Source organism: Halomonas sp. AOP13-D3-9, assembly GCF_052379125.1.
Taxonomy (GTDB): Bacteria; Pseudomonadota; Gammaproteobacteria; order Pseudomonadales; family Halomonadaceae; genus Vreelandella.
Genome location: NZ_JBQSYH010000001.1, coordinates 142,605 through 167,130 on the forward strand (window position 1 = coordinate 142,605; position 24,526 = coordinate 167,130).

Sequence of the window (24,526 nt, forward strand, 5' to 3'; positions counted from 1 at the left end):
GGGGGTGAGTGAGCATGGACAGTAGCGCATGGGGACTTCTCATTCAGGGTGCCTGGACAACGCTGTGGATATCCGGCATCTCCATTGCCATCGGTGTGGTAATGGGGCTTTTGATTGCATTGCTTAGGGTGGCAAAAATCCCCGTTTTGCATCAATTGCTAGGCGTCTACATTAGCCTGGCGCGGGCAACGCCACTGGTGACGCTGGTGCTGTTTATCTTCTTAACCGCGCCGACCATGGGTGTTAACCTCAACCGCAATGTGGCCGGTATTATTGCGCTAACCCTCAATACCACTGCCTTTAACGCCGAAATTTGGCGCTCTGCGTTCAACAACTTCTCCAAAGAGCAGCGCGAAGCTGCGCTGGCGATTGGCATGACCCCATGGGTCTATTTCCGCCGCATCATGCTGCCACAAATTACCATTACTAGCCTGCCGGGCCTGGTCAACGAGATGTCGTTCCTAATCAAAGGCAGCCCCGCCATTGCCGTCATCGGCGTGGTCGACCTGACCCGTGTGACCAACCGTATTTCAGCGGTTACCTACGACCCACTGCCACCCATTTTAGCGGCTGCGGCGCTGTATATGCTGATTATCAGTCTGTTGGTGTGGTTTCAACGTGTGGCTGAGCGCAAAGCCAGCCGGCTGGCCGTCTAAGGTGGTCGTTTAGGGAGTCTCTATGAGCAACTGGGAAATTCTTTGGTCATCTTACGATGTGTTTTTAAGTGGTTTTTATAACACCTTAAAACTGTTTGGTTTATCCGCCGTGCTAGCTTTTTTAATGGGCAGCAGCATGGTGTTCTTGTTGGAAGGATCTCGCCCGCGTATGAAGATTCCGCTGCGGATCTTTATTGATGGCATGCGCATGTTGCCGTTTTTGATACTAGCGTATCTGCTCTATTACGGTTTACCCAGCGCAGGCATCCGCATGAGTGCCTGGACGGCCGGGATTATTGCCCTGGTGATTTACCACGGCGCTTACTTTGCAGAAATTCTACGTGGTTGCCGTGCTACTTTTGCCCAAGGGCAAGTAGAAGCAGCCGTCGCCCAAGGGTTTTCTCAGCCTAAAATGTTTATGCGCATTATCTTGCCGCAACTGATATTAAAAACCCGCGGCTTGTTGGGCAATCAACTGATTATCCTGCTCAAAGACACCGCCTTTCTGGTGATTATCACCGTGCGCGAACTCACCGCGGCGGCGAGCAGCCTGTCGAGTACCTATTTCATTCCCATGGAAGCGTTCATTGTGGTGATTGGCTTCTACTGGCTGATCAGTATTGGTTTAGAACTGTTTATCAAAATGATTGGCCGTTTTGGCGCCAAGCGAGGATTCGAAAATGCCTGAGACCGCCGCTGTTAGTATTCGTAACCTCTCCAAAAGCTTTGATGGCACTGAGGTGCTGCGTGATGTATCGCTGGAAGTGCAGCCCGGTGAAGTGGTGAGTATTTTAGGCTCCTCGGGCTCGGGTAAATCTACCCTGCTACGCTGCATTAACTGGCTCGAGCAGCCCGACCGCGGCGATATTCGTATCGACGGTGACCGCATCGGCGTTAGCGATACCGGCAAATCGATGTCGCGCCGTGAGCTGGCGGGTATGCGCGCGCGCTTAGGCATGGTGTTTCAGGGCTTTAACCTCTGGCCCCACTTAAGCGTGCTGCGCAATGTCACCGAGGCGCCAATTCACGTTCAGGGCTTAAGTAAAGCCGAGGCTGAAGAGCGGGCCATGGCGCTGCTCGAAAAAGTCGGTATGGCCGACAAACGCGAGCAGTACCCTTACACGCTTTCGGGCGGGCAGAAGCAGCGGGTCGCGATTGCCCGGGCGCTCGCCATGCAGCCCAAGGTGATGCTGTTTGATGAGCCCACTTCAGCGTTAGATCCGGAGCTGGTCGGCGAAGTGCTAGGGGTCATCAAAGACCTCTCCAAAGAGGGCTACACCATGGTGCTGGTGACACACGAGATGGAGTTTGCTCGGGCGGTCTCCGATCAAGTGGTGTTCCTCGATAAAGGCATCATTATTGAAAAATCTCACCCAAGCGAGTTCTTTGAGAACCCTAAAACCGACCGGGTACGGCGCTTTTTGGAGCTTGAGGCGCCGGTGGTGTGAGCAGCTTCAACGGAGTCATCCAGGCTGACAGAGAGGGGGCATTGCACTAGACTGAAGAAAATATACACAGGAGGCGCGTTATGAGCACCCCACTGGATCCGATTGTCAGCGAATTTGAAACTCAGGAGCAGGCAGACAGCTACCAACGCTGGTTCCGCGAGCGTGTGCAAGCCAGCTTGGATGATCCAAGGCCTTCAATCCCTCACGACGACGTCATGGGAGAGATGCGCGAACTTATCGCTAAGCGTCGTAATGCTGCTAGTTGAATGGCGCCCCCAGGCTCGCGAATCGCTGTGGGCGATACTCGACTATCTCAGCCAACGTAACCCCTTTGCTGCCGAAGCGCTTTATCAAGCCATTGAAGAAGCCACTGAGGCGCTACCCCAGCATCCCTACCTGTATCGCCCAGGTCGCGTTGTGGGTACCCGAGAAGCTGTGGTGCACCCCAACTACATTGTGGTTTACCGCATAGCGACAGGTTGTATTGAGATAGTTAACGTTCTGCATGCACGCCAGGAATACCCTTAGCAAATCATTACCCCAACTGCCTGCGCCAGCGGCTCTCTATGGTATCCAGCTCTGCTGGGCCGTAAAGGGCATGATCATGGGGCCCGTAGTAGGCCCATAGTTGATCGCCATAATCGAAGTGCCACCACTCGCTGGGTAGGTTGGTGAAGCTTTGCTCGCTCATGATGTGATACAGCAAGCGGCGGTTATCCCGCGCCTTATGTTGCTGCGGGGTAAGCGTCTCCAGATGCTCGAAATAGTCGCTATGGGAGGCGGGTATCGCCTCATCAAACAGGGTGCCCATATCCAGCGGCAGGCCGTCGGCATCACAAAGCGTGACATCCACGGCGCCACCGGTGAGGTGCGGGCTGGGGGCTAAAGGGTCGCGGCTGGGTACCGAGACAAACTCCCTGGTGCGCTCCAGTAACTCCGCTTCACTGAGGTTAGGTTGATGGTGATGAATAGCCTCATGCAGGGTATTAAACAAGTACTGTTGTACCCGCCATGGCCGCCAGCCATCCAGTACGATTAAACCGATGCCGTCGGGTAAACTGCGAGCCGCAGCGAGTAGCGCCCGATAAACCCCCTCACGTACAAAACACTCCGGTACTGCACCCGGAATGCCCAGCCGTGCATAGGCGGGGAATACGCTGACCGGTGCCGGGGCTAGGCTCATTGGTACCAGGCGCTCGCCGTTATCTTCAATAGGCGCACGGCGTAACTGCTCCCAGCAGGGGGCTGGGTGGCTGGGTATCGGCGGCAAAGCCTTCAAGAGTGTGTTCAAAGGCATCATGTTATCCAAAGAGGGGGTTATCAAAATTGAGTCGGCAGCCATAACGTCAGCGATGGAAAAAGGATTAATAGAATAAGCACCGCAATCGCCGTCAGTACAAAGGGCCAAATGGTTCTAAATAGCGACACTATCTCAAGCCGACTGACCGCGGCAGCCACGAATACACAGGCGCCCAGCGGTGGCGTGATCAACGCAATGGTAATGTTCAGCGTAATGATGACGCCCAGGTGAATGGGGTCGATACCCGCCATCATGGCCACCGGCGCAAAGATAGGCGTCAGTAGCATCAACGCCGACACCTCTTCCATAAACATGCCCGTTATAAAGGTAATGGCACTCAGTAACAGTAGAATCAATACTGCGTTGTCTATGTAAGGAGATAACAGCGAGACAAATTGCGCGGGCAGCTGCGCATAGGAGAGCAGCCAGCTAATCGTGGCCGAGGCTGCCATGATCAAAAAGATCGCTGAGGTTAAGCGAGCCGTATCGACGATGGCTTGCCAACACTGTTGAATGCGTAAACCACCCAACACAAAGCCACACAGGGCTACGTACAGCGCTGTTAATGCGCCCGACTCGGTCGGCGTTACAAAGCCCAGCACGATGCCCGCAACGATAATGAAGGGGGCGATAAGTGCAGGCAGGGCGGCTAAGAAGGCTATGCCAAGTTGGCCGAGCGAAGGCAGTTGGCCACTTATGGGTAACCGGTGGCGCCAGGCATACCAAGCGTTCATGCCCATAAAGGCAACGCCCAGTAGCAACCCCGGTACGACGCCCGCCAGAAATAGATCGCCTACCGAGGTGTTTGTCAGTGAGGCGTAGAGGATCATAAAGATACTGGGGGGAATAATTGGGCCGATCAGCGAACTGCCAGCGGTCAACCCAGCGGCAAAGGCCCGTGAGTAGCCCTCCTTCTCCATGGCGGGTACTAACAGCGACCCTAGCGCCGAGGTGTCGGCCACAGCTGAGCCGTTGACGCCTGCGAAGAATACGCTTGAAACCACATTGACATGACCCATGCCGCCCCGCAAATGCCCTACCATCAGGCGGGCGAGCCCCATCAAGCGTTCGGTTAAGCCGCTGACGTTCATCAGGTTGCCAGCGAAGATAAATAACGGAATAGCCATCAGGGAGAAAACATTGATACCGCTAAAGAATTGCTGGGGCAACATACGCGGAATCATCGAAGGGTCGACAAACAGAAAGCCTACTATCGCGGTGGTCAGCAGCGCGATAAACAGAGGCAGCCCAAGCAAAACGTGGCCTAGGAACACCGCCAGCATGGTCACAATCATAGGGAGTCCTCAACGGCTTTGCATAAAGAGTCCTCAACGGTCTTCATAAAGAGCCCTCAACGGTCTTGAGCGGCGCAGGGCCATAAAGAAGCACGTGCCAAGCGAGTAGTAAAAAGCCCAAGGGTAGCGAGAGCAGTGGCACCGTGCGGCTAATGCCAAGCCCAGAAGTGGTAAACATGCTGACCGAGAGTGCATAGCGGTAGCTTACCCATGCTCCCCCTGCGGCAATCAGCAGAGTGAGTACCCACTGGTACACATTGAGCAAACGAGCGAAGGGGGTAGGCAGCAGTTTCTCCAACAGCCCAACGCGCATATGCCCTCCTTCCGACCAGACGGCCCCAGCTGCAAGCATCACCGTGGCGATAATTAAGAAACGCGACAGTTCATCTGTCCAGATGGGGGCGCCACCGGCGATATAGCGGGAAAACACCCCAAATAGAATGGCCGCAACATTGAGAGATAACAGCGCGCCCGCAAGCGTAAGGGTAACAGGGCGGCTGATCGCTAAAAGACGGGATCGAAGCGTATTGAGCATGGCAGCCTTCCATGAAGCACAGAAACGTTAAGCACTAGAACATTAAGCACTAGAACATTAAGTACTGGGATATTAAGTACGGAAAATAGGGGGCCGGTAAGGTACCAGCCCCTGTTGTTAACAGCCGTTAGTCGAGCAGTTCGCTCATGCCTGCATCTTCCAACGCCATATCGATCCAGCGTTGCTCGATATCACGCTCTCCGAGCCATTCAAGGTAAGCAGGCTGACCGATTTCGCGGAAAGCGGTGAGCTCCTCTTCAGAAGGACGAATCACTTCCATTCCTTGTTCTTCCAGATAGGCAATGCGCGCCTCGACCTGCTCTTCGTTATGCTCGCGGGCATTGTGATTGGCTTCGGCGACGGCCTCCATAAAGGCGCTACGAAGCTCATCATCCCAACCCGCGATCATTTCGCTGTTGCCTACCAGGAATTGGTCGGAGTACTGGATATTGGCGAGGGTCAGGTAGTCCTGCACTTCGTAAAGGCTGCCTAGAATGATATACATCGGCGGGTTCATTTGGCCGTCAGCCACCCCGGTGCGCAGTGCCATGTAGGTTTCTGTCCAAGGAATGGGCGTGCCTGAGGCGCCGAAGGCCTCATAGAGAGCGACCTGGCTAGGATCCATGGCGCGGAAGCGGAGACCTTCGAAGTCGTCAGGGTGGCTGATCGGCCTTTCGTTATTGGTGAACGCCAAAAAGCCGCCTTCTTCGACAACCGCCAGCATATCGATACCCGCACGCTCCTGCAGAGCATTACTGACTTCCTGCCAATACTCACCCTCATCGAAGAATGTGCGGGCTGCAGAAAAATCGTCGAACAGAAACGGAATAGCGCTGACAAAGATCTCATCAACGAGAGGCGAGACACCCGCAAATGACGCCACGTTGAGCATCGGCGTGCTCATGGTCTGCTCCATGCGCTCCTGCTCTTCGCCCAGCATGCTGTTGGGGTAGAGCTGAAGCTGGATCCCACCGTCGGTTTTTTCGTCTACCAACGTTTTAAGATTCTCTGCAAAGACGTGGACAGCATTCTTTTCGGGATCTGGGGCACCGTTGTAACTCAGATTAACGGTGGTGGCTGCAAGGGCGTTTCCTGCCATAAAAGCAGAGCCAATCAGGCAAGCCGAGATGAGTCGTTTGGGTAAAAAGTGCTGAGTAAACATCGTAAGTCTCCTGGTTTATTGTCGTGAGCTACGGGGCGCTAAAGGCGCGTTATTAGATTTATAAGGAGTGCCTACTATAAGAATAGGTATGCAGGTGTTAACTACGCAATACCTAAAGGCTCACCTGAACGAACCATGCTGGGGAGCGTTCAGGTGCGGTTGTCATGGTGGGTTATGGCTAGGTGAGCGGTTGACTTGCTTGCTGAATGCGGGCGTTTTTATCTTCCACCGCATCCGCCAACATATCAGCGGTGATGGCGGAGAGTGTCCAGCCCAGGTGGCCGTGGCCGGTGTTGTAGAACACGGTGGGCAGTTTGCCGGGGCCAACTTTGGGCAACATATTGGGCAGCATCGGGCGCAGACCCGCCCAGGGCACCACGCGGCGGGTGCTTACGCCGGGGAAGCACTCTTCCACCCAGCGAATCAGCGGGCGGATGCGGTTATCGCGGATATCGCGATTAAAGCCGTTAAACTCGGCAGTGCCGGCAATACGAAAACGCTCATCGCCCAGACGACTCGTGACCAGCTTGGTTTCATCGTCTAGCAAGCTAACAGTGGGGGCGGCCTGTTGGGAGGCGGCATCATCAAGCTGTACGGTAATCGAGTAGCCTTTGACCGGATAGATATTGACCCGATCGCCTAGCTTGGTCGCTAAGGCGCGGCTGCCCACCCCGGCGCATACCACCACGCTATCGAAGGTTTCGCGCACCGGTTCACTGCCGAGATCGGTCATATCATCGGCAGTGATCCAGGCGTGCTGTTCGTCCGCGCCGATATCCTGCACGCTGTGGCCATATTTAAGCGTGACGCCGCGGCGTTCGGCGGCTTGGGCCAAGCCGTGGGTAAACTTATGAATATCACCGGTGGCATCGCTTTCGGTATAGAAACCACCGTAGTAGTTGCCCGCCAGGGTGGGCTCAATGGCGCGCATCTCTTCAGGCGTTACTGCGCGACGCTCCAGGCCGCCTTTGCTAAGCAGCTTGGAGACCTGCGCGGCATGCTCATAGCCCGCCTTGTCACGGTAGATATGCAGGATACCTTTCTGCTTTAAATCGAAATCGATCTGCTCATCCTGCGCCCACTGAAACAGGTGCTCGCGGGCGGCAATGGCCAGCCGTGCGGTCTCCGTGGTGTTGGCGGAGTAGCGGGGGATTGAGGCGATAAACTCGCCAAACCAACTGAGCTTGTGCCAGCTCGGGCGGGGGTTAACCAGCAGCGGAGCGTCGTTTCTAAGCATCCAGCGGAGCCCTTTGACCACCGTCGGCCAGTGGTTCCACACCTCGGCGTTAGACGCCGAAAGCTGACCTCCGTTGGCAAACGAGGTTTCCATCGCTGCATAGCGGTGCTTTTCAAACACGGTGACGTCGAAGCCACGTTTAGCCAGGGCGTAGGCGCTGGTAATACCGGTGATACCACCACCGATAACGGCAATGCGTTGCATAACTCTCTCCAGATTGTATGAGCGTCGGGAATCCCACCTAACGGCGTAAGCTGCTGGGCGTACCCCTTCCGTCATGGAACCTGAGAGATTCACGCACCCGTTGGGTGCGCTTGCTCCTTCGGTGGGCTGAGTGACGCAGTCATCAGCCGCTCTTCGGAAAGCGAGGGTGATAGCGGTCCGGTTGCCTGAGAGTTTCCGGGGCAGTTGCTCCTTCGGCGCTGGCGTCATCGTGATTGCTGTCAGATGCGTCAAGCTCTCCCGCTATTACCTTGTTACTTATTGTCTTTAACACTGTCAGTTGTAACGTGACTAGTTTTAGCATAGAAGTCGACTAAGGTCGTGAACGCTTATTCCACGGGGCTCATTCCAAGGGCTTTATTCCACAGGTCGGGCACGCTGGATGATCGCCGCGCAATCCAGCCCGGTGGGCAGCGTGCCTGTATTGAGACCACTGCGCTCAGCTAGTCGCCCAGCGCAAAATGCATCGGCCACATAGGTGGGAGCGTGCTGTACCAGCAGAGCGCCCTGTAACGCCAGGGCCATGCTGTCCGCCAACTGGCGGGCGCGGTATTGAAGGGCTTGGGTATCCTGCATTGAACGCTGTAATTGGTGAATAAAGCGGTCAAGATGCCCGTCGGCGCCTTGCGCTTTGGCAAGTTCGGCGAAGTAGGCATCGAGCACTTCAGGCTGCTTTTCAATCGCGCGTAGGATATCCAGGCACTGAACGTTGCCACTGCCTTCCCAAATGGCGTTGATGGGCGATTCGCGAAATAGGCGCGGCATCATATGGGTTTCCATGACGCCGCTACCGCCGATGACTTCCATCGCTTCATAGGCGTGATGAGGCGTGCGCTTACAGATCCAGTACTTGCCGACCGGCGTGGCAATGCGAGCAAGCAAGCGCTCGTGCTCGTTGTCTTGCTGATCCATTGCTCGGGCCATGCGCAGCATCAGGGTAGTCGCGGCTTCGCTCTCAATGGCCAGGTCGGCGAGCACGTTTTGCATCAGTGGCTGCTCGCTCAAACGTGCTCCGAAGGCATGGCGATGAGAGGCATGGTGAATTGCCTGGGCAGTGGCCTGGCGCATCCCCGCCGCGGAGCCAATCATGCAGTCGTAGCGGGTCATGGCCACCATCTCAATAATGGTGCGCACACCGCGGCCTTCATCGCCCACCATCCAGGCAAAGGCGCCCCGCAGTTCCGTTTCACTGGATGCGTTCGCCACGTTGCCCATTTTGCGCTTTAGCTGCTGGATGCGGAGTGGGTTCTTACTGCCATCGGGTCGCCAGCGAGGCAGCAAAAAACAGCTCAAGCCGCCGGGCGCCTGGGCAAGCACCAGAAAAGCATCGCACATCGGCGCGGAGACAAACCATTTATGCCCCACCAACTCGTAAGCTTCGCCGGGCCCGCCTTGGTCAATCGGGTAAGCGCGGGTGGTGTTCAGGCGCACATCGGAACCGCCCTGTTTCTCGGTCATTGCCATGCCGAGAGTGACGCCCTGTTTTTCAAAATAGGGTACGTTGTGCGGGTCGTAACGGAGTGCGGTGATTTTATCGCCCCAGCTCTCAAAAAGGCTGGGTTGGTGGCGAAGGGCGGGCAGGGCGGCAAAGGTCATGGTGATCGGGCAGCCGTGGGCCGCTTCCACCTGAGTGTTGAGATAGTAGTTGGCGGCGCGCGTAACATGGGCACCCGGCTGAGGGTTTCGCCAAGGACTAGCATGCAAGCCGTGCTCTATCGCCGTTTGCATAAGCTGATGATAGGCGGGATGAAACTCGATTAAATCAACCCGATGGCCTTGTCGGTCGTGGGTCACCAGCTGGGGGGAATGGCGGTTGGCGTCAAACCCCAGGGCAATTGCTTCGCCGGAGCCCGCCCATTGGCCAAACGTTTTGAGTCGGGCGTCGTCGTCAGATCCGCCTTCCCGTTTAACGCCTTCCTGAAGCGCGCGATCAGTTGTGTAGCTGTTGTAGTTTTCCAGCGAAGGTGGCTGGTTTTCCACTTGATGGGTGCTGGCTTGGAGTTGTTCGGCAAGCGGATAGTGGTGAGTCATAGCAATAACCTAGCGCGTAAAGACGATAATTGTGTTTATTTAAACGAACGTTTTATAGTTCTTATAGTAGTTGCTTGGCAGGAAAGACGCTAAAAATTGAAGGCGAAGGGTAGCGAGATGTTGTACTGCTTTGCTCAGTCAGCGTATTTAACCGACAATGCTGCTTATCTTTCTCATTATTGAGTACTATCAATGCAAGCAAACGCGATGCAGGCAAACGGCTTTTTTGACGAAATCGGCCAGACTATCGGCGAAGCTATCCGCGTAGTAGTGGATTTCTTGTTAGGTATTTTCACCAATTTTTTCGGTGCGTTCGGCGATTTTATTGATGGCCTAACTAGGTCTTTGGGAATTAACGATTCGTTTTTCAGCATTGCCGTCTTGGTGATCGGGCTGTTGATCCTGTGGGGCGGTTTGCGCGCGTTTATGCGCGGCTCGCTGTTAGGCGGTATTGTGCGTACCGTGTTAGGGCTGTTTATTCTTTCCTGGCTGATGATGTAGGCACACAGAGAGGATTAAGTCTTCCTGTCTAATAAGACGAGCGAGCCTGGGATTTGTTTATAAAATTGTTATAAAAAAATGGTTAATAGCTAAAAAAACTGCCTAGTGAGTTCAACAACGCCTCAGTTGCTGCTCTAGCGCAAAAATATGCGCATCTTCCACGCCCATCTCGCGTAGCGCGATGGCTAGATTCACTAGGTACTCGCGGTTGGGGCCGCTGGGGCCATGGGCGTTGGCAATTTGCTGAGCGATCTCGGCAAGCGGCGCCTCGCCCAGAAAGGCGGGGTTATCATCACTGGCCAAGTAAATAAGCCCTTCACTCTGTTCCGTCCCGTTGCCATTGTGATCAACAAAGGTCAGCGGTACTTTTTCCCGCAAATAGCCGTTTTTCTCCCGCACATCCAGCGGTGCCAGAACTTCTGGGGTAATGCGGTAGGCCATGCCGTGGCAAATCGAATCCTTGGCGCGAACCAGCGTCGCCACGCGGCCAGGTGCGTCAGGGGTGCCGCGGTGGTCGTGGGAGGCTTGCCAAAATCGACGCTCCCAGCCGTGAATATAAGCCGGGCGGCGCTCCAAGTAGGCAAAGTCAGCCTTCCAAATCAGGGAGCCGTAGCCAAACAGCCATATAGCCGCCTGGCCCTCGAAGAAGTTTCTTTGCTGATTTAAGGCAGTGGTGTCAAACATCAGTATCAAGCATCATGTTCTCGGCGTATTTGTTCCAACGTCCATCTTATCATGTCATTGACGATCACTTGGGAGACAGACATGCGCGCGATTTTTTTGGTCGATAATGGCTCCCTGCGGCCCCAGGCAACGCTCAATTTACGCCGCTTGGCGGCTTCGCTTAGCGAGCTGATTGGCGAAGCCGTGCAGGCGGCTTCGCTGCTGCACTCCAATAAGATTCCCGCAGAAGAGGTGGGTGGGATTCCCGCGACAACGCTTGGCCCCGCCGCTGAGCGCAGCGCCGAGCAGGGGGCAGCGGAGATCATTGTCCTGCCGTTCTTTTTCGGCCCCAGCAAAGCGCTGACGGGTTACCTGCCAGAGCGCATGGCAACTATGCAGGAGCGTTTCCCCCATGTGAAGGTGCGGGTGGCCCAGCCCTTGGTGGATGAGTTCGGGGGTAATGACCTGCGTTTGGCCCACCTGCTGGCCGACAACGTGCGCGACCAGCTTCGATCAGGTTCCAAGCCTCACGTGGCGTTGGTGGATCACGGTAGCCCGATTCCCGAAGTCACCGCCGTACGAAGCCGCCTGGCAGGGCAACTTAGCGTACTACTTGGCGATGACGTCGCCTGTGTTGCCGCTGCCTCTATGGAGCGCCGCGCGGGCGATGAGTACCGCTTTAACGAACCGCTGCTGGAAAACTTGCTGGCGCTACCTGAGTTTAAGACAGGTCCCGTTATATTGGCGATGCTGTTTCTTTCACCGGGACGCCATGCTGGTGAGGGCGGTGATATTGCAGAAATATGCGCCACTGCTGAACAGCTGTATCCTGGCCTTACTGTTACCACCACGAAGCTGGTGGGGGAGCATCCAGGGATCGTCGATATTTTACACACGCGATTGCGTCAAGCGATTGATGATGAACGCTTTCTACTCGATATCCCGGCAATCAGCTGATGTGACTAAAGTCTGATGGGTGAATACAGGCCAAATAGCGCGTAGAATCGCGAGCCTTTCTATTATTGTTAATGACACGCTAACCGGGCTCCTTTTTGTGATCGCAACCGCCAATATCACCATGCAGTTTGGGGCTAAGCCCCTGTTTGAAAATGTCTCCGTTAAATTCAATAACGGCAACCGTTACGGCCTGATCGGTGCGAACGGCTGCGGCAAATCCACCTTTATGAAAATTCTCGGTGGCGATTTGGAGCCCTCTTCCGGCCAGGTGATGCTGGATAGCAGTACCCGGCTGGGTAAGCTGCGCCAGGATCAGTTCGCGTTTGAAAATGAGCGGGTGATCGATACCGTTATCATGGGTAACGTAGAACTCTGGTCGATCGCGGCTGAGCGCGAGCGTATTTATTCACTGGCAGAGATGAGCGAAGAGGACGGCATGGCCGTCGCCGATCTGGAAGTACGCTTTGCCGAGCTCGACGGTTATACGGCTGAACCCCGCGCGGGGGAGCTGTTACTGGGCCTGGGGATTCCCATTGAGCAACATACCGGCCCGATGAGCGAAGTCTCACCGGGTTGGAAGCTGCGGGTGCTGCTAGCTCAGGCGCTGTTCTCAGACCCGGACGTGCTGCTACTGGATGAGCCTACCAACCACCTGGATATCAACACTATCCGCTGGCTGGAAGATATTCTTAAAGCGCGCAACAGCACCATGATCATCATCTCACACGACCGTCACTTCCTGAACAGCGTCTGCACCCATATGGCGGATCTGGACTACGGCGAAATTACCCTGTTCCCAGGTAACTACGATGATTACATGACCGCCGCTACCGCGGTTCGTGAGCGTCAGCACTCGGATAACGCCAAGAAAAAGGCCCAGATTGCCGAGCTGCAGCAGTTCGTTAGCCGCTTCTCCGCTAACGCCTCGAAGGCTAAGCAGGCCACGTCTAGGGCGCGTCAAATCGATAAGATCAAGCTGGAAGATATTAAGCCATCCAGTCGGGTTAGCCCCTTTATCCGCTTTGATCAGGCCAAGAAGATCCACCGTAACGCCGTTAACGTGGATGCGATTACCAAAGCTTATGACGGCCCGCCGTTGTTTGAGCGTCTCTCCATGACAGTAGAAGCCGGTGAGCGGATTGCGATTATCGGCCCCAACGGCATTGGCAAAACCACGCTGCTGAAGACCCTGGCGGGCGAGTTGCACCCGGATGCGGGCGAAGTGAAGTGGACCGAAGCCGCTGAGGTAGGTGTTTTTGCCCAGGATCACAGCGATGATTTTGCCGTCGACGCTACACTGTTTGAGTGGATGTCAGCGTGGACGCAGGGGGGCGAACAGGTAGTTCGCGGTGCTCTGGGGCGAATGCTGTTTTCCAGCGATGATATTGGCAAGTCGGTGAAGGTGATTTCCGGTGGCGAGCAGGGGCGCATGCTGTTCGGTAAGCTAATCCTCACTCAACCCAACGTAATGCTGATGGATGAGCCGACTAACCATCTGGATATGGAGTCTATTGAGGCGCTTAACTTAGCCTTGGAAAACTACCCCGGCACGCTGCTGTTTGTGAGCCACGACCGCGAGTTCGTGTCATCGCTAGCCACGCGCATTATTGATATGCAGCCGGAAGGCATTGTCGATTTCAGCGGTAGTTATGACGACTACCTGCGCAGCCAGGGAGTGGTGTGACGCTGTTTATGCCAACCCTGTTTATGCCAACCCTGTTTATGCCAATATAGCTTTGCAATTCTATTCGCCAATAATTTGCTCAAAGGTACTGTCAGTGGCGGGTTCGCGCTCGGCATTGAGCATTTTGCCGCTAAACACCGTCTGCATCTCTTTGGCGAGTTCTACGTAGACGTGCATCTGTTGATTACGCCGCTTACGTAGCGGTGGTTTCACTAACAGGCTAATACCTTTAATAGGCTCATGGGTTTCCCCACGCAGCAGGTCGGGCATTTCCCCAGGTGGAAAGGCGTTGGCGACCGTGACGGGGTTAGATGGCTGCTGACCGTCGATTAAAAATATCTTCTTGAGAGCGTCGTAGTGGGCGCCTTTCTCCCGCAGCCAATGGGTAAGGCGCTCGTCTGAATCTTCATTAGGCTGATCAAAAATTATAAAAAGCGAATGCTGCTTAACTTTTTTAGTTTGCTTTGATGGTGCGGGAATATCAGGTTCCAGCTCTTTCTCAGAGCTATCTACTTGTGCCGGGCGAGAGGCTGCTGCTTTCGCTGCGCGTCGCCTCCTGCGCCAAGGCACAATGACATAAATAAATATTGCCGTTGCCATGGCGGCCAATACCAGCGACGCGAAGGCTAATAGTATTATGGTGGTGGTGCGATCCATAGTCTCAAAACCCTTTGTTTTTTAATTAGCACTCAGGCGTTATTTAAGCGAAAAATGCTGGCATTGAGCGCCAGTGCAAGTGCTACCCAGAGCCAGTAAGGCACCATTAACCATGCGGCTAGCGTGCTTACTTGGTAAAACAGTGTGATGGCGATAGTAATTAACGCCAGTAACACCACAATATCTACCAGCGCAGCGACAATCTGCTTGCGGCCAAAGAACAGCCACGACCAGGCTGCATTGACTAAAAGTTGCAACGCGTAAACCGCTAAGCTTGCCGTACGCCATACCGATTCGTCGGCCATATATATCCGCCATGCGGCGATCGCCATTAATAAGTACAGTATGCCCCAAGCAATAGGGAAGGCGATATCCGGCGGAGTCCAGGTGGGTTTACGCAGCGCACGGTACCAGCCATCCGGCCGAAAACGCGCGCCGGTGCTGGCCGTAAGGCCAACAAGCAGTAGAGAGACCAGCAGCGCTAATAGCGAACCAAACATTGATCACCTGTCTTTTCATACGAAAGAATCAATAGCCTAGCAGTGTTTTACAATGGGCAGATATAAAAAAAGCATCACCGAAGTGATGCTTTTCCAACGTAAGGGAGTAACAGCAATAGTAGTGTGCTGTTTTAACTCATACGGTCGTAGCCATTATCCATAAACGAATAGTCGGTGTAACCCTTCTCATCACCGCCATAGAACGTTTCGTGGTTCGGCTCGGTGAGCGGTGCGTTAACGCGGAAGCGCTCGGGTAGATCGGGGTTAGCAATGTAGGGGCGGCCGAAAGCCACTGCATCGGTAGTGTTTTCGCTAATGCGGGCCTCAGCGCGCTCTGCATCGTAGTTACCGCAGTAGATCAGGCTACCGCTAAAGCGCTCACGCATCTGCTCACGGAAACCGTCAGGGAAGGTGATATCGCCACCGGCCCAGTTAGGCTCGTTCAGGTGCAGGTAAGCCAGGCCGCGCTTGGAGAGCTGCTCGGCCATATAGAACGCCATCGCTTCCGGCTCATCGTCGGTCAGGCCAAATAGCTCGATAAACGGCGTCATGCGGATGCCAACCCGATCAGCGCCATAGACATCAACCACCGCATCGACCACTTCCAGCGGGAAGCGAGCACGGTTTTCCAGTGAACCGCCGTACTGGTCGGTACGCTTGTTGGTGCCGGTCGCCAGGAACTGGTTAAGCAGGTAAGCGTTCGCCGCGTGCACTTCGACCATATCGAAATCAGCACGCTTGGCGCGCTCAGCCGCCTGGCGGTAGTCTTCGACAATGCCGGGGATCTCGTCGGTCTCCAGCGCACGCGGTGTGCTGGTGGGGTGCTGACCCGCGGTGCCATCTTCAAACTCGACGAAACACTGGGCGCCTTCACCTTTCAGCGCACTCGGCGCAACGGGCTGTTGGCCATCAGGTTGAACCATTTCGTGGGAAACACGCCCAACGTGCCACAGCTGCAAGGCAATACGGCCACCCTTTGCGTGTACCGCGTTGACGACGCCTTTCCATCCCGCTTCCTGCGCATCCGTCCAAATACCGGGTGTATACACATAGCCACGGGCAGTGGGAGAAATATTGGTGGCTTCGCTGATGATTAGCCCCGCTCCTGCGCGCTGGCCATAGTAAGCTTCCTGAATTTCACCCGGTACGCTATCGGGCGTACGCGCACGTGTCAGTGGCGCCATAACAACCCGGTTAGGAATCGATAGGCTGCCCAGTTGGAGGGGAGTAAACAGTGTTTCGAAAGCCATCAATTAAGCTCCTTTTGAATGCTTTGATTAATTCGTACGGCCTAGAATAGACCAGTTTACTAGTTAGTGCCAGCCAGATATTTTTAAACGTATTTATGCGCTAGATAACCTTTTATGTGGCATCCAAACTCGCGATCTCTCTGGTACTCTTGCTGCTTATTACCAAGGATGTTGTTGATAGCATGTTAAAAAACGCCCCTCAGCGCCGCCCTTATCAGGTGGCGGAAACCATTAAATGCTGGATCGTGGATAGGCACCTAAAGCCAGGTGACCGACTACCTAGCGAGTCGGAGCTGATGGAGACCCTGCAGGTGTCGAAAGGGACGGTGCGTGAGAGTACGCGGGTACTGGAAGCCCAGGGTTTGGTCGAAACTCGCACAGGGCCTGGTGGCGGTGCTTTTGTGCGTGAGATGAGCGAGGCCAAAGCCGTATCGCTATTAAGCAATTACCTGTTTTTCAAAGAGATATCGATCAAGGATATTTATCAAATACGGCTGGCGTTAGAACCTGAGCTAGCCGCTTCTTTGGCAGGGAAAGTGGCCGACAGTGATATGGCACGCTTACGTGAAAGCCTGCATAGCTACGCAGACCCAGCGGACGATAGCGAGACGGAGCGTCAGCAGCATCTTGATTCGCTGCATTTTCACCTAATGCTTGCCGAGTTAGCTGGTGGAAATCAGTTGCTGACATTTATTATCCGCTTCACCATACAAGTTCTCTCAGATCTGACGATTTATCACCGTCTCTATGAGCCCGTTACCCACGATTTAGGCCAAACTGGCTGTCGCTATCATGCAGAAATTTTGGATGCCATTGAGCTTGGCGATGCTGAAAGCGCCTATAACATCATGCGCGAGCATATGCTTGATGCCCAACAAGTGATGAATCAGCAGGAGGCTCAGGTACGCCGAGGCTTTTTACCTGAGCCACTAGCGTAGCGGGCTAAGGGCGGAAAACGCTATGAACGTGGCAGCTGCTGTAAAAATGCCATGATCACTCGTGTCGCGACTTCGCCGTCTTCGGCGGTAATAGCTTCGTCGGGATGGTGGCTAAGCCCTTCTTTACAGCGTACAAACAGCATGCCGATATCGGTTAATGCCTGCATCGCTAAGCCATCATGCCCAGCGCCGCTAAACATTCGCTCTGCCGGTTGGCCAACCTGGGTGCACGCCTGCTCGAGGGCGGTCATCATCCAGTCGGCACAGGCCACCGCATCGGCGCTGTAGGTGTTTTCAATATTAATGGGTAATCCGCGGCGTTTCGCCACTGCCTCCAATGCAGCTGTTACGGCTTCCCTTCCATATTGGCGAGTCGCCGACTCTGGAGAGCGTAGCTCTACCGTGAACGTTACCTGGGCGGGAATCACATTGACCGCGTTGGGATGGACATCGAGTCTGCCCACCACGCCGACCAACTCATCGGTATTCTGCAGTACGCTATCGATAGCAAGCACCATTTCCGCCGCGCCGACTAGTGCGTCATGACGCATGTTCATCGGCGTAGTACCGGCATGACCGGCCTTGCCGCTTAGCGTGACCTTGTGGCGTTCAATGCCTGTTAAAGCCGTAACAATCCCCACTGCATGATCACGCTGTTCCAGGATTGGCCCTTGTTCAATATGTACTTCTAAAAAACCCAGCGTGTTGGCAGGTTCTCGGGCAGTAGCGGGAATGTCCTCAGGCGTGCAACCGAAGGCTATTAATGCCTCTCGCAAAGAGATTCCCTCGGCATCCTGGGTTTCCAGTTGGTCGGGTGTCACGCTCCCAGCCAGCGCTTTACTGCCGACCAGTGTGGTTGGGAAGCGAACGCCCTCTTCGTCGCCAAACGCGACTACTTCTACCCCGAATGTCAGCGTCACGCCTTCGCGTTTAAGCGCCTCCAAGGCCAATAGCGGTAGGGCCACGCCTAGCATGCCGTCGTATTTGCCCCCTTCTATTACTGAATCTTGATGAGATCCCATAATGAAGGTTTTCTCACCCGCTTGAGCTTTGGGGCAGCGACCCACAAGATTGCCAGCGGCATCCAGTTGGGGAGTAAGCCCCGCGTGTTCCATCCAGCGACTGATTAACGGCAGTACCTGACGATGCGCCTGGGAGCAGAACAGACGCGTGACGCCGGGGCCTGGCTCAGAGTATTGGGCAGCTTCGTCCAGGCGTTCAATCAATGCCGTTCCCAGTTCGCCTTGGTTAAAAGCAGTGTGAGCAACCGTGTTGGTCATAAACTCTCCAATAGGCGCTGGCAGAGGGGCCAGCAAAAGAGTAGAAATGCTTTTAGCGCAGCGGCAGTTGACGCCAAAAGGCTTGAAAGTTCTCGGCCATAAACTCATCGACTAACGCCCGCAATGCGCCTACGACGTCCTCCGACCAGTCGATGCGCAAATCGATAGGCGCTTGATGAAAAGATTCGATACGCAGCGCGGCCGAGCGTGCACCGCGCTTATCGCCACCCGCTGATAGAGCAGCATCAAGAGCGTCAATCAGATGCGTAAGCAGATGTTGGTCGTGATGAATAGGGAAGCGGGGCGACTCGTCGCGCTGAATGGCAGCGCTGCTATTAGTGGCGCTAAGGCGTAAAAATTGCTCTGCAAAAATCCTCACGACCTCGGTGCTCTGCAGCATATTCCCAGCGGCAGCGACGCTAGGGAAGCAGGTTTCAGCCACTTCCGGCACATTCTCTGCACCTGAATGTGCTGATGTGCGGCCGTGAGAATCCATCACCAAACATTGGCGCGATCCCGAGTCGTTGTCTTCGCTAATGGCGGCGCGAAGCGCCTGCCGGGCGCTGGCGCCCGCGGCAAGTGCTTCATATATCCGAGCTGGGTACCACGGGTTGGTAAAGCGCCCTTGGGTGACGCATGCCCCAGTGCCTCGCCAACAGTGATGCACATAGCCTCCCACCGCCACTCCGCCTGTAGCGGTGATGGCCGCAACGGTGCCTGTGGCAGGATTGCAATGAACGAGAGAAAGCGTCATCGCGGTTTCCTCTATTGTTCAGTAACCCACCAAGTGGCCAATCACCAACCCTACCCAGGCTAATACATACACCAACGCCATAAAGGGCATAATCGCCTTCAACCACTGGGCGTATGACACGCGACCCAGCGCCAGCATGGCGAGTGTGCCGCCAGACGTGGGAACAATCAGGTTCGTTAAACCGTCGCCGACTTGGAATGCAGTGATCATCAGTTGACGGCTCATACCCACAAGATCCGCCACTGGAATCAGAATGGGCATTGTCACCAGTGCCTGACCGGAACCGGAAGGTATGAAGAGGTTGATAATACCCTGCACTACACTGGCCATAATCGCGGAAAATATTGACGGAATGCCGTCGATCATGGCGCTCAGCGAGTTAACGATAGTGTCAATAATCACTGCTTGCTCAAGGATGACCTGAATTGAGGCCGCCACCCCGATCACCAGCGCGCCTGCGGTTACGCTGGCAGCACCCTCCATCATCTGTTTAACAATACCGTTGGCCGATAGGCCGTTTAAGGCGCCAATGATGATCGCCAGGAGCAGGAAAGTGCCTGCTATTTCATTGATATACCAACCGCGAGTGAACACGCCAATGAGCATGGCGATCAGGCCACCCACGAACACGAGCATGGTCAGAATGTTGCGCTTGGTGAGAGAGTATTCGCTAAGCGGTTTGCTCAGTGCTTCCGCGTTATCCGGCTCTTCAAACTCCATTTTGACGACGCGTTTGCAGATATACAGCGAGAGCAGTGCCAGTGACGAAAGCACCAGCAACGTACGCAGCCAAGCGCCAGAGAAGGTCGGCAGCTCCGCAATACCTTGCGCAACCCCCACGGTATAGGGATTGATGGGCGAGAGCGCAAAACCGATCCCAATACCACCAACGGCCATAGCGGTACCCACCAAACTGGAGCAGCCAATGGCGCTGGCGATGAGAACCGCAATGGGGACTAATGCAATGTTGTTTTCAAACCCGACGGCGACACCAAAAAAGCCGTAGATAAAGGTACCGACGACAATAATCACGTTACGCCGCTCAACGCCAACACGGTTAACCGCTACGCCGATCGCGTTCTCTAGCGCACCGGTCTTTTGCAAAATATGAAACAGACCACCGGCGATAAAGACGATAAATAGATACTGCGAGGCGGAGATAAGCCCTTCAGGAATCGCCACAAAAATATTGAATAGTGGGATGTTGGCAACGTCTTCTAAATAGGCAAAAGAGCCCGGCACCACCACCGTTCGGCCATCTTGGGTAACTCGTTCAAATTCACCGGCGGGGATAATAAAGGTCAGAAAATAGGTAGCAACCAGAATAATAAAGATTAGCACCATGGGGTCGGGAACCGCCTGATACCACTTTTTACGCGAGCCAGAGGCTGTCGCGGTGTGTTGTTCAGCCATGAGGATACCCTTTCTTGTGATGTGTCTCAGCGTTGACGCTCGTTGGCGCCTCATCTTGAATTTATCATGATAAATAGCAGGGTCAAGCGAGAGCTATTTTTTTAGAAGCAGGGCGAGCTTCGACCAGCCGTCGCTAACGCAACCGGCGTATCGGCGAGTTTCTGAAAGAGTTGGATTTAACCGAAGGCCGTTCAACGGGTGTACCAAAAATACTTCGGGTAATGAAGGCGAACGGCTCTCCAGAGCCAGTGTTCGAAACCGACGATGAGCGCAGTTTCTTTTTAATTCGCTTACCTGTTCATCAAGGGTTTTCGGTCGACAAAGAAGCCGTGGCTGAAGTCACCCCCGAAGTCACCGAACAAGTAGGGACTAAGCAGGGACTAAGTAAGGAACAAGTAGATCTGCTACAATGCTGTGTTGAAGAAGCCCCAATTACACATTTGATGAAAGTTACTGGGCGTTCCAACAGAACTAAGTTTCGAGCGGCTGTACTGAATCCCCTGCTTGATTTAGGGTTGATTGAAATGACGCAACCTGACTCGCCGCGTAGTCCAACCCAAAAATATCGATTAACAGACCTAGGTAAGCAAGTGCTTGCCACCAAGAATACGCATCAATAAACACCGCCCTTATCACTTCCAGGGTCTGGAGCTTCTCTATTGACTGCTATCTTGACACCGGGGGCATGCTGGCAATCGCCAATAGATACTTCTTCTGGCCCTCCAATGCTCGCTCAATGCCACTTTGCCCAAGGCCAACGCCGTTTGGCGGGAGTGTCGATCTGCTGCAGTGCGCTTGAAAGCGGCAACATAATGGCACCTAACTGGCGATAGCAGACCGCGCTGCTGAGTACCCCTGGGCACTGTTTGAGTAGCAGCTCGCACTGTTGCGAGGCGATATAGAGCTGTTCGGTGACGGCTGGGGCGAACAGCGGTTTGGCTTGTTGGCAGCAGCGAGTGAGCTCCCGCGCCAGCATGGAAAGCATGCTGGTATCCATCCAGCAGGGCAGCGGGTCTTCCAGGCGGCCAGCAATAGAGTGCTGAACCGCTTCAAAAGAGGTGCGCAGAAATATCAACGTTTGACGAAGTTGGCGCTGCTCACTGGTCATAGTGCTTACCTTTACCTCAAATGATCGTCACCTCATATAGATGAGAGAGCTAAAAATAGTGTTTCTCATTTGCATCTATGTTGACGATAGCGCTACTCCATCGAGCTGTCAATGCTGTGACTATCAGCATGCCTCAAACAAACGCCAGTCGTTATTGGTCAGTGGCTTGGCGCCTTGCTCTGTCACCACCACCGTATCGCTAATGCCCACGCCCCACTGGCCGGGCACACGTAGGCAGAGCGGAAGGTGGAAAACCATATTTGTTTCAAAAGTACGCGCCTGTCCTTTGGCGATAAAGCCGGTGCCCTCTACCCAGCTGGGCGGGAACTGAGCGCCCACGGCGTAGCCAAAGACTCCGGAGAAGAAATACTGGTCACGATACGGGGAGAGAAGGGCATCGGCGGCTTGTGCCGCTTGGTCGAAGGTGTTCCCAGGGCGCATGCTGTCGCATAACGACTCAAACAGTGAGCGACACAGATCACGCGTAGACGATAATTCGTTGCTGGCTTGGCCCGTAACGGCGGTGCGCATCATGGGGGCGGTGTAACGTTGATAAGCGGCGCCAAACTCTAAGAAAACCGGCTCATTGGCCTGGATAACACGCCGTTTATGGTTGACGTGAATCACGCCAATGCGGTGCCCGCTGGTCACAATGGGCTGCAGGCTCATAAATTCGCTGCCATTTTCAAGCAGCGCCTTGGCACCCGCGGCGGCAATTGCGTTATCGGTCATGCCGGGGCGAATGCTCTGTATGGCGATCTCTAATCCTAGAGCGGTGATGCGTGCGCTCTCTTGCAACATCTCCAGTTCAGCAGGGCTTTTAACAATTCTGATGGCATCGACTAACGCGCCTGCCTCGCTAAAGCGTTCACGGCCCATAGTCTGCATCAGCGCATCAATGACGCCAAAGCGTAACCCGCTGTTCCAACCGTCTATACCGATTTTTTGGCAGGGGGTAAGCAGATCTGCCAATGGGGTGATGATTTCATCCAGGTTTTCCCAGCGATAGCCGATGATCTCATCCACCCGGGCGGTGACCACTGCGGCACCGGTTTCAATCGAGGCGACTTGCAGTACTAACCGCTCTTGGGTGCAGACCAGGCAGGCGTGAACCGAAACCTCAAAGGTGTGATAGCCGGTGAGGTAATTGATATCGGCGGGGTCGGTGAGTAGCAGCGCGTCTAGCGTTTGCTGTGCCATGGCCTGACGAACCTTTGCCAAGCGCGCTTCGTACTCAGCCGCGGGAAAGGGCAGTTCACTCTGAGCAAGTGTTTCCGCAAGGGCTTTGCGGTAGTGGTGATAATCCATAGCGACCTCCGTTGATGGCTATGGACAGTATAGGCATCTGCCGGAAGCTCGCTTTGCTCTTCCTCAACGCTAACGAGTGATTAGAAACACCCCTTGCAGTAAGTAGAAGGCCCCAATACCGGTGACGATCCAGCGTGTCCAGGTGCGGAAGTTGGCATCGGTGAGGCGGTGTAAAATGCGGTTGCCGGTGTGGGTGCCGAATATCGCGAATGGCGCGGCCAGCAAGATAATGCTCCACTCCCCAGCGCTTAGCGCTAGCGCGGAACCAAGATAAAAGATGATTTTAATACTGTGGGCCACCACCTGAATCATTGCCTTGGTCGCCACGACTTGGCGGCGATCCATATGCGAGCGCACAAAGAAAATATCAATCAGCGGCCCGGAAACCCCCGCAGCAATGGTTAAACCACCGGAGGCGATGCCACAGCAAAGGGCGTGACTGGCGCGGTTGGCATCCAGGTGAAACCAGCGCTTGGGTGTCCATACCAGAATCGGCATTAGGCCAATCAACAGCGATACGCTGGCGGCATTGGGGCTGTAGTTGAACAGTAGAAGCAGGCCTGCGGCGCTTAGTACACCCAGCGTCATAAAGGCGACAATACGCCAGACAATGTAGCGCCGCGATAGCCATGCTCGTGATCCATTCGCGGTGAGCTGGATAACGCCGTGTACCGCCATCGCCGTGCCTGCGGGAAAGATCAGCAGCAGAAACCACAGCAGTACCAAACCGCCCGCCATGCCAAACACACCCGACAGCATCGAGGTGAAAAACACCACGCTAACAAAAGCAATGCCTATCCATAAGCTCATAACGCTCTTCCTTGCTCTTGCTTACTCGTTCTTAACTACGACAAAACGGCCAGACCTGATAAAACTTGCGGCACTGAAACTCTGCTTCACAGCTGTTGAGCTGTGATTGATAGCGGTTAGCGCGGGACGCTACTTGCCTGCCTGCACTCAATACCTGAGGCTTGCCACGGTAAGTGCCTCGTTGGTAACCGCCCGCGCCTTCGTGGTAAGCATAATAAAGGTGCTCAGGGTTGCTTAGCGATATCCCCGCCTGCTGTTGGGAGCGGCGGTTGTACCAGCCAATAAAATCGGTGGCGTGCTTCATATGGGTACGCCGGGCAAACAGGCTGCCCGCTTGATCCTCGTACTCCTCCCAAACCGGGTCTTGGGCCTGGGCGTAGCCTTTGGCAGAAGAGGGGCGGGGGCCGGGAATAAAGCCTAGATAGTATTTGCGATCAGGGCGGATATGACTGCGAAACGATGACTCCTGCTGAATAAAAGACATCTGGGTGGCGATGGGTGTGCCCCATTTTTCCTCAGACTCCCGTGCGTAGTCGTACCAGCTGGGCTGCTCGCGGAATATCTCGCAGATATTGCTTTGATCCTGGGGCGGGTTGGGGGCAAAGGTGGCGCAGCCAGAGAGGAGGAGCACGAAGCTCAGCGTTACCCACAGGCGTAGCTTAGCGACAGACGACGAGATGAGAGGTGAGGGGCTAGCGGTTAAAGCAGCAGTAAAACCATCAACAGGGTGACGCATAAAATGTCCTTGTGGATAAGCCCTTCTAAACAAGAGCCTATGAATAAGTTATTGATAGCCTGTGGATAAGCTGTGAGTTTT

27 protein-coding genes and 1 riboswitch are annotated in these 24,526 nt (G+C 54.7%); of the genes, 10 read left to right on the forward strand and 17 right to left on the reverse strand.

The genetic code is table 11. The features are described from left to right. Nucleotides 1-14 precede the first annotated feature (14 nt). The 5 genes from ACT3UM_RS00640 to ACT3UM_RS00660 all read left to right on the forward strand — a co-directional run bounded on the left by ACT3UM_RS00640 (nt 15) and on the right by ACT3UM_RS00660 (nt 2,632). Nucleotides 15-656, forward strand: coding sequence for an amino acid ABC transporter permease (locus tag ACT3UM_RS00640; protein ID WP_022521643.1), 642 nt, complete (start codon nt 15-17; stop codon nt 654-656). Nucleotides 657-678: 22 nt separating this feature from the next. Beyond that, nucleotides 679-1,344 carry an amino acid ABC transporter permease gene (locus ACT3UM_RS00645; RefSeq protein WP_498895160.1) on the forward strand — a complete coding sequence of 222 codons (666 nt, stop codon included), beginning with the start codon at nt 679-681 and terminating at the stop codon, nt 1,342-1,344. Continuing rightward, on the forward strand, nt 1,337-2,104 hold the full coding sequence (locus ACT3UM_RS00650) for an amino acid ABC transporter ATP-binding protein (RefSeq protein WP_498895162.1): 768 nt from the start codon (nt 1,337-1,339) through the stop codon (nt 2,102-2,104). The genes ACT3UM_RS00645 and ACT3UM_RS00650 overlap by 8 nt, the downstream gene beginning before the upstream one ends. Before the next feature lie 80 nt (nt 2,105-2,184). Then, nucleotides 2,185-2,370: a type II toxin-antitoxin system RelB family antitoxin gene (relB, locus tag ACT3UM_RS00655; RefSeq protein ID WP_498895164.1), complete on the forward strand. Its 186-nt coding sequence runs from the start codon at nt 2,185-2,187 to the stop codon at nt 2,368-2,370. Then, a complete protein-coding gene (locus ACT3UM_RS00660) occupies nt 2,357-2,632 on the forward strand; it encodes a type II toxin-antitoxin system RelE/ParE family toxin (protein WP_498895166.1) in 276 nt (91 codons plus the stop codon). Before relB ends, ACT3UM_RS00660 begins: the two co-directional genes overlap by 14 nt. Nucleotides 2,633-2,639: 7 nt before the next feature. Here the strand turns inward: ACT3UM_RS00660 and ACT3UM_RS00665 are convergent, their stop codons facing one another. The 6 genes from ACT3UM_RS00665 to ACT3UM_RS00690 form a co-directional block, all read right to left on the reverse strand. Beyond that, a complete protein-coding gene (locus ACT3UM_RS00665; RefSeq protein ID WP_498895168.1) occupies nt 2,640-3,404 on the reverse strand; it encodes a M15 family metallopeptidase in 765 nt (254 codons plus the stop codon). Nucleotides 3,405-3,424: 20 nt separating this feature from the next. Next, nucleotides 3,425-4,699, reverse strand: coding sequence for a TRAP transporter large permease (locus tag ACT3UM_RS00670; protein ID WP_498895170.1), 1,275 nt, complete (start codon nt 4,697-4,699; stop codon nt 3,425-3,427). A 43-nt stretch (nt 4,700-4,742) separates the two neighbouring features. Further along, nucleotides 4,743-5,234, reverse strand: coding sequence for a TRAP transporter small permease (locus ACT3UM_RS00675; RefSeq protein ID WP_498895172.1), 492 nt, complete (start codon nt 5,232-5,234; stop codon nt 4,743-4,745). A 127-nt stretch (nt 5,235-5,361) separates the two neighbouring features. Next, nucleotides 5,362-6,396, reverse strand: a complete 1,035-nt coding sequence (gene dctP, locus ACT3UM_RS00680; RefSeq protein ID WP_498895174.1) for a TRAP transporter substrate-binding protein DctP — start codon at nt 6,394-6,396, stop codon at nt 5,362-5,364. 178 nt (nt 6,397-6,574) lie between these two features. Further along, entirely contained in the window at nt 6,575-7,837 is a 1,263-nt protein-coding gene (locus ACT3UM_RS00685; protein WP_498895176.1) for a D-amino acid dehydrogenase, read from the reverse strand. A 163-nt stretch (nt 7,838-8,000) separates the two neighbouring features. Beyond that, nucleotides 8,001-8,108, reverse strand: a riboswitch (glycine riboswitch). A gap of 104 nt (nt 8,109-8,212) precedes the next feature. Further along, nucleotides 8,213-9,886, reverse strand: coding sequence for an isovaleryl-CoA dehydrogenase (locus tag ACT3UM_RS00690; RefSeq protein WP_498895178.1), 1,674 nt, complete (start codon nt 9,884-9,886; stop codon nt 8,213-8,215). Nucleotides 9,887-10,093: 207 nt separating this feature from the next. Here ACT3UM_RS00690 and ACT3UM_RS00695 point away from each other — a divergent pair, with 207 nt between their 5' ends. After that, nucleotides 10,094-10,387 carry a hypothetical protein gene (locus tag ACT3UM_RS00695; protein ID WP_498895658.1) on the forward strand — a complete coding sequence of 98 codons (294 nt, stop codon included), beginning with the start codon at nt 10,094-10,096 and terminating at the stop codon, nt 10,385-10,387. A 111-nt stretch (nt 10,388-10,498) separates the two neighbouring features. Here ACT3UM_RS00695 and ACT3UM_RS00700 read toward each other — a convergent pair whose 3' ends face one another. After that, entirely contained in the window at nt 10,499-11,071 is a 573-nt protein-coding gene (locus tag ACT3UM_RS00700) for a gamma-glutamylcyclotransferase (RefSeq protein ID WP_498895180.1), read from the reverse strand. An 81-nt stretch (nt 11,072-11,152) separates the two neighbouring features. On the opposite strand from ACT3UM_RS00700, the gene ACT3UM_RS00705 reads away from it, so the two are divergent. Next, nucleotides 11,153-12,007 carry a sirohydrochlorin chelatase gene (locus ACT3UM_RS00705; protein ID WP_498895182.1) on the forward strand — a complete coding sequence of 285 codons (855 nt, stop codon included), beginning with the start codon at nt 11,153-11,155 and terminating at the stop codon, nt 12,005-12,007. Nucleotides 12,008-12,104: 97 nt separating this feature from the next. Beyond that, nucleotides 12,105-13,691 carry an ABC-F family ATPase gene (locus ACT3UM_RS00710; RefSeq protein WP_498895184.1) on the forward strand — a complete coding sequence of 529 codons (1,587 nt, stop codon included), beginning with the start codon at nt 12,105-12,107 and terminating at the stop codon, nt 13,689-13,691. Between the two features lie 60 nt (nt 13,692-13,751). Here the strand turns inward: ACT3UM_RS00710 and ACT3UM_RS00715 are convergent, their stop codons facing one another. From ACT3UM_RS00715 to ACT3UM_RS00725, 3 genes are all read right to left on the reverse strand, one after another. After that, a complete protein-coding gene (locus ACT3UM_RS00715; RefSeq protein ID WP_498895186.1) occupies nt 13,752-14,348 on the reverse strand; it encodes a cell division protein ZipA C-terminal FtsZ-binding domain-containing protein in 597 nt (198 codons plus the stop codon). Between the two features lie 32 nt (nt 14,349-14,380). Then, complete coding sequence (locus ACT3UM_RS00720; protein WP_498895188.1) at nt 14,381-14,848, reverse strand: TspO/MBR family protein; 468 nt, start codon at nt 14,846-14,848, stop codon at nt 14,381-14,383. Between the two features lie 131 nt (nt 14,849-14,979). Further along, nucleotides 14,980-16,098: an alkene reductase gene (locus ACT3UM_RS00725; protein WP_498895190.1), complete on the reverse strand. Its 1,119-nt coding sequence runs from the start codon at nt 16,096-16,098 to the stop codon at nt 14,980-14,982. A 182-nt stretch (nt 16,099-16,280) separates the two neighbouring features. Between ACT3UM_RS00725 and ACT3UM_RS00730 the strand changes: the two genes are divergently transcribed. Beyond that, nucleotides 16,281-17,036 (forward strand): FadR/GntR family transcriptional regulator, encoded by a 756-nt coding sequence (locus ACT3UM_RS00730; protein WP_498895192.1) that lies wholly within the window; start codon nt 16,281-16,283, stop codon nt 17,034-17,036. 20 nt (nt 17,037-17,056) lie between these two features. Here the strand turns inward: ACT3UM_RS00730 and ACT3UM_RS00735 are convergent, their stop codons facing one another. The 3 genes from ACT3UM_RS00735 to ACT3UM_RS00745 are packed head-to-tail and all read right to left on the reverse strand — an operon-like array spanning nt 17,057 to nt 20,483. After that, on the reverse strand, nt 17,057-18,316 hold the full coding sequence (locus tag ACT3UM_RS00735; RefSeq protein WP_498895194.1) for an allantoate amidohydrolase: 1,260 nt from the start codon (nt 18,314-18,316) through the stop codon (nt 17,057-17,059). A gap of 52 nt (nt 18,317-18,368) precedes the next feature. Next, entirely contained in the window at nt 18,369-19,070 is a 702-nt protein-coding gene (locus ACT3UM_RS00740; RefSeq protein WP_498895196.1) for a DUF1028 domain-containing protein, read from the reverse strand. An 18-nt stretch (nt 19,071-19,088) separates the two neighbouring features. Beyond that, on the reverse strand, nt 19,089-20,483 hold the full coding sequence (locus ACT3UM_RS00745; protein WP_498895198.1) for a YfcC family protein: 1,395 nt from the start codon (nt 20,481-20,483) through the stop codon (nt 19,089-19,091). Nucleotides 20,484-20,632: 149 nt separating this feature from the next. Between ACT3UM_RS00745 and ACT3UM_RS00750 the strand changes: the two genes are divergently transcribed. Continuing rightward, nucleotides 20,633-21,103: a Fic family protein gene (locus ACT3UM_RS00750; RefSeq protein ID WP_498895659.1), complete on the forward strand. Its 471-nt coding sequence runs from the start codon at nt 20,633-20,635 to the stop codon at nt 21,101-21,103. A 113-nt stretch (nt 21,104-21,216) separates the two neighbouring features. On the opposite strand, the gene ACT3UM_RS00755 is transcribed toward ACT3UM_RS00750, so the two are convergent. From ACT3UM_RS00755 to ACT3UM_RS00770, 4 genes are all read right to left on the reverse strand, one after another. After that, nucleotides 21,217-21,591 (reverse strand): hypothetical protein, encoded by a 375-nt coding sequence (locus ACT3UM_RS00755; protein ID WP_498895199.1) that lies wholly within the window; start codon nt 21,589-21,591, stop codon nt 21,217-21,219. Between the two features lie 123 nt (nt 21,592-21,714). Beyond that, the gene (locus ACT3UM_RS00760) at nt 21,715-22,899 is read right to left on the reverse strand and encodes a M24 family metallopeptidase (protein WP_498895201.1); all 1,185 of its coding nucleotides are present in this window, start codon (nt 22,897-22,899) and stop codon (nt 21,715-21,717) included. Between the two features lie 69 nt (nt 22,900-22,968). Next, on the reverse strand, nt 22,969-23,709 hold the full coding sequence (locus ACT3UM_RS00765; protein ID WP_498895203.1) for a TSUP family transporter: 741 nt from the start codon (nt 23,707-23,709) through the stop codon (nt 22,969-22,971). A 31-nt stretch (nt 23,710-23,740) separates the two neighbouring features. Further along, on the reverse strand, nt 23,741-24,445 hold the full coding sequence (locus ACT3UM_RS00770; RefSeq protein ID WP_197671975.1) for a transglycosylase SLT domain-containing protein: 705 nt from the start codon (nt 24,443-24,445) through the stop codon (nt 23,741-23,743). Nucleotides 24,446-24,526: the final 81 nt, after the last annotated feature.

Bases quoted from the DNA above. Each gene is read 5' to 3' on its own strand.
- ACT3UM_RS00660 (WP_498895166.1), top strand. From the start codon at position 2,357: ATGCTGCTAGTTGAATGGCGCCCCCAGGCTCGCGAATCGCTGTGGGCG.
- ACT3UM_RS00725 (WP_498895190.1), bottom strand. From the start codon at position 16,098: ATGGCTTTCGAAACACTGTTTACTCCCCTCCAACTGGGCAGCCTATCG.
- ACT3UM_RS00685 (WP_498895176.1), bottom strand. From the start codon at position 7,837: ATGCAACGCATTGCCGTTATCGGTGGTGGTATCACCGGTATTACCAGC.
- ACT3UM_RS00740 (WP_498895196.1), bottom strand. From the start codon at position 19,070: ATGACGCTTTCTCTCGTTCATTGCAATCCTGCCACAGGCACCGTTGCG.
- ACT3UM_RS00645 (WP_498895160.1), top strand. From the start codon at position 679: ATGAGCAACTGGGAAATTCTTTGGTCATCTTACGATGTGTTTTTAAGT.
- ACT3UM_RS00770 (WP_197671975.1), bottom strand. From the start codon at position 24,445: ATGCGTCACCCTGTTGATGGTTTTACTGCTGCTTTAACCGCTAGCCCC.
- ACT3UM_RS00755 (WP_498895199.1), bottom strand. From the start codon at position 21,591: ATGACCAGTGAGCAGCGCCAACTTCGTCAAACGTTGATATTTCTGCGC.
- ACT3UM_RS00715 (WP_498895186.1), bottom strand. From the start codon at position 14,348: ATGGATCGCACCACCACCATAATACTATTAGCCTTCGCGTCGCTGGTA.
- ACT3UM_RS00675 (WP_498895172.1), bottom strand. From the start codon at position 5,234: ATGCTCAATACGCTTCGATCCCGTCTTTTAGCGATCAGCCGCCCTGTT.
- ACT3UM_RS00695 (WP_498895658.1), top strand. From the start codon at position 10,094: ATGCAGGCAAACGGCTTTTTTGACGAAATCGGCCAGACTATCGGCGAA.
- ACT3UM_RS00765 (WP_498895203.1), bottom strand. From the start codon at position 23,709: ATGAGCTTATGGATAGGCATTGCTTTTGTTAGCGTGGTGTTTTTCACC.
- ACT3UM_RS00670 (WP_498895170.1), bottom strand. From the start codon at position 4,699: ATGATTGTGACCATGCTGGCGGTGTTCCTAGGCCACGTTTTGCTTGGG.
- dctP (WP_498895174.1), bottom strand. From the start codon at position 6,396: ATGTTTACTCAGCACTTTTTACCCAAACGACTCATCTCGGCTTGCCTG.
- ACT3UM_RS00700 (WP_498895180.1), bottom strand. From the start codon at position 11,071: ATGTTTGACACCACTGCCTTAAATCAGCAAAGAAACTTCTTCGAGGGC.
- ACT3UM_RS00760 (WP_498895201.1), bottom strand. From the start codon at position 22,899: ATGGATTATCACCACTACCGCAAAGCCCTTGCGGAAACACTTGCTCAG.
- ACT3UM_RS00650 (WP_498895162.1), top strand. From the start codon at position 1,337: ATGCCTGAGACCGCCGCTGTTAGTATTCGTAACCTCTCCAAAAGCTTT.
- ACT3UM_RS00705 (WP_498895182.1), top strand. From the start codon at position 11,153: ATGCGCGCGATTTTTTTGGTCGATAATGGCTCCCTGCGGCCCCAGGCA.
- ACT3UM_RS00720 (WP_498895188.1), bottom strand. From the start codon at position 14,848: ATGTTTGGTTCGCTATTAGCGCTGCTGGTCTCTCTACTGCTTGTTGGC.
- ACT3UM_RS00665 (WP_498895168.1), bottom strand. From the start codon at position 3,404: ATGATGCCTTTGAACACACTCTTGAAGGCTTTGCCGCCGATACCCAGC.
- ACT3UM_RS00735 (WP_498895194.1), bottom strand. From the start codon at position 18,316: ATGACCAACACGGTTGCTCACACTGCTTTTAACCAAGGCGAACTGGGA.
- ACT3UM_RS00730 (WP_498895192.1), top strand. From the start codon at position 16,281: ATGTTAAAAAACGCCCCTCAGCGCCGCCCTTATCAGGTGGCGGAAACC.
- ACT3UM_RS00745 (WP_498895198.1), bottom strand. From the start codon at position 20,483: ATGGCTGAACAACACACCGCGACAGCCTCTGGCTCGCGTAAAAAGTGG.
- ACT3UM_RS00690 (WP_498895178.1), bottom strand. From the start codon at position 9,886: ATGACTCACCACTATCCGCTTGCCGAACAACTCCAAGCCAGCACCCAT.
- ACT3UM_RS00640 (WP_022521643.1), top strand. From the start codon at position 15: ATGGACAGTAGCGCATGGGGACTTCTCATTCAGGGTGCCTGGACAACG.
- relB (WP_498895164.1), top strand. From the start codon at position 2,185: ATGAGCACCCCACTGGATCCGATTGTCAGCGAATTTGAAACTCAGGAG.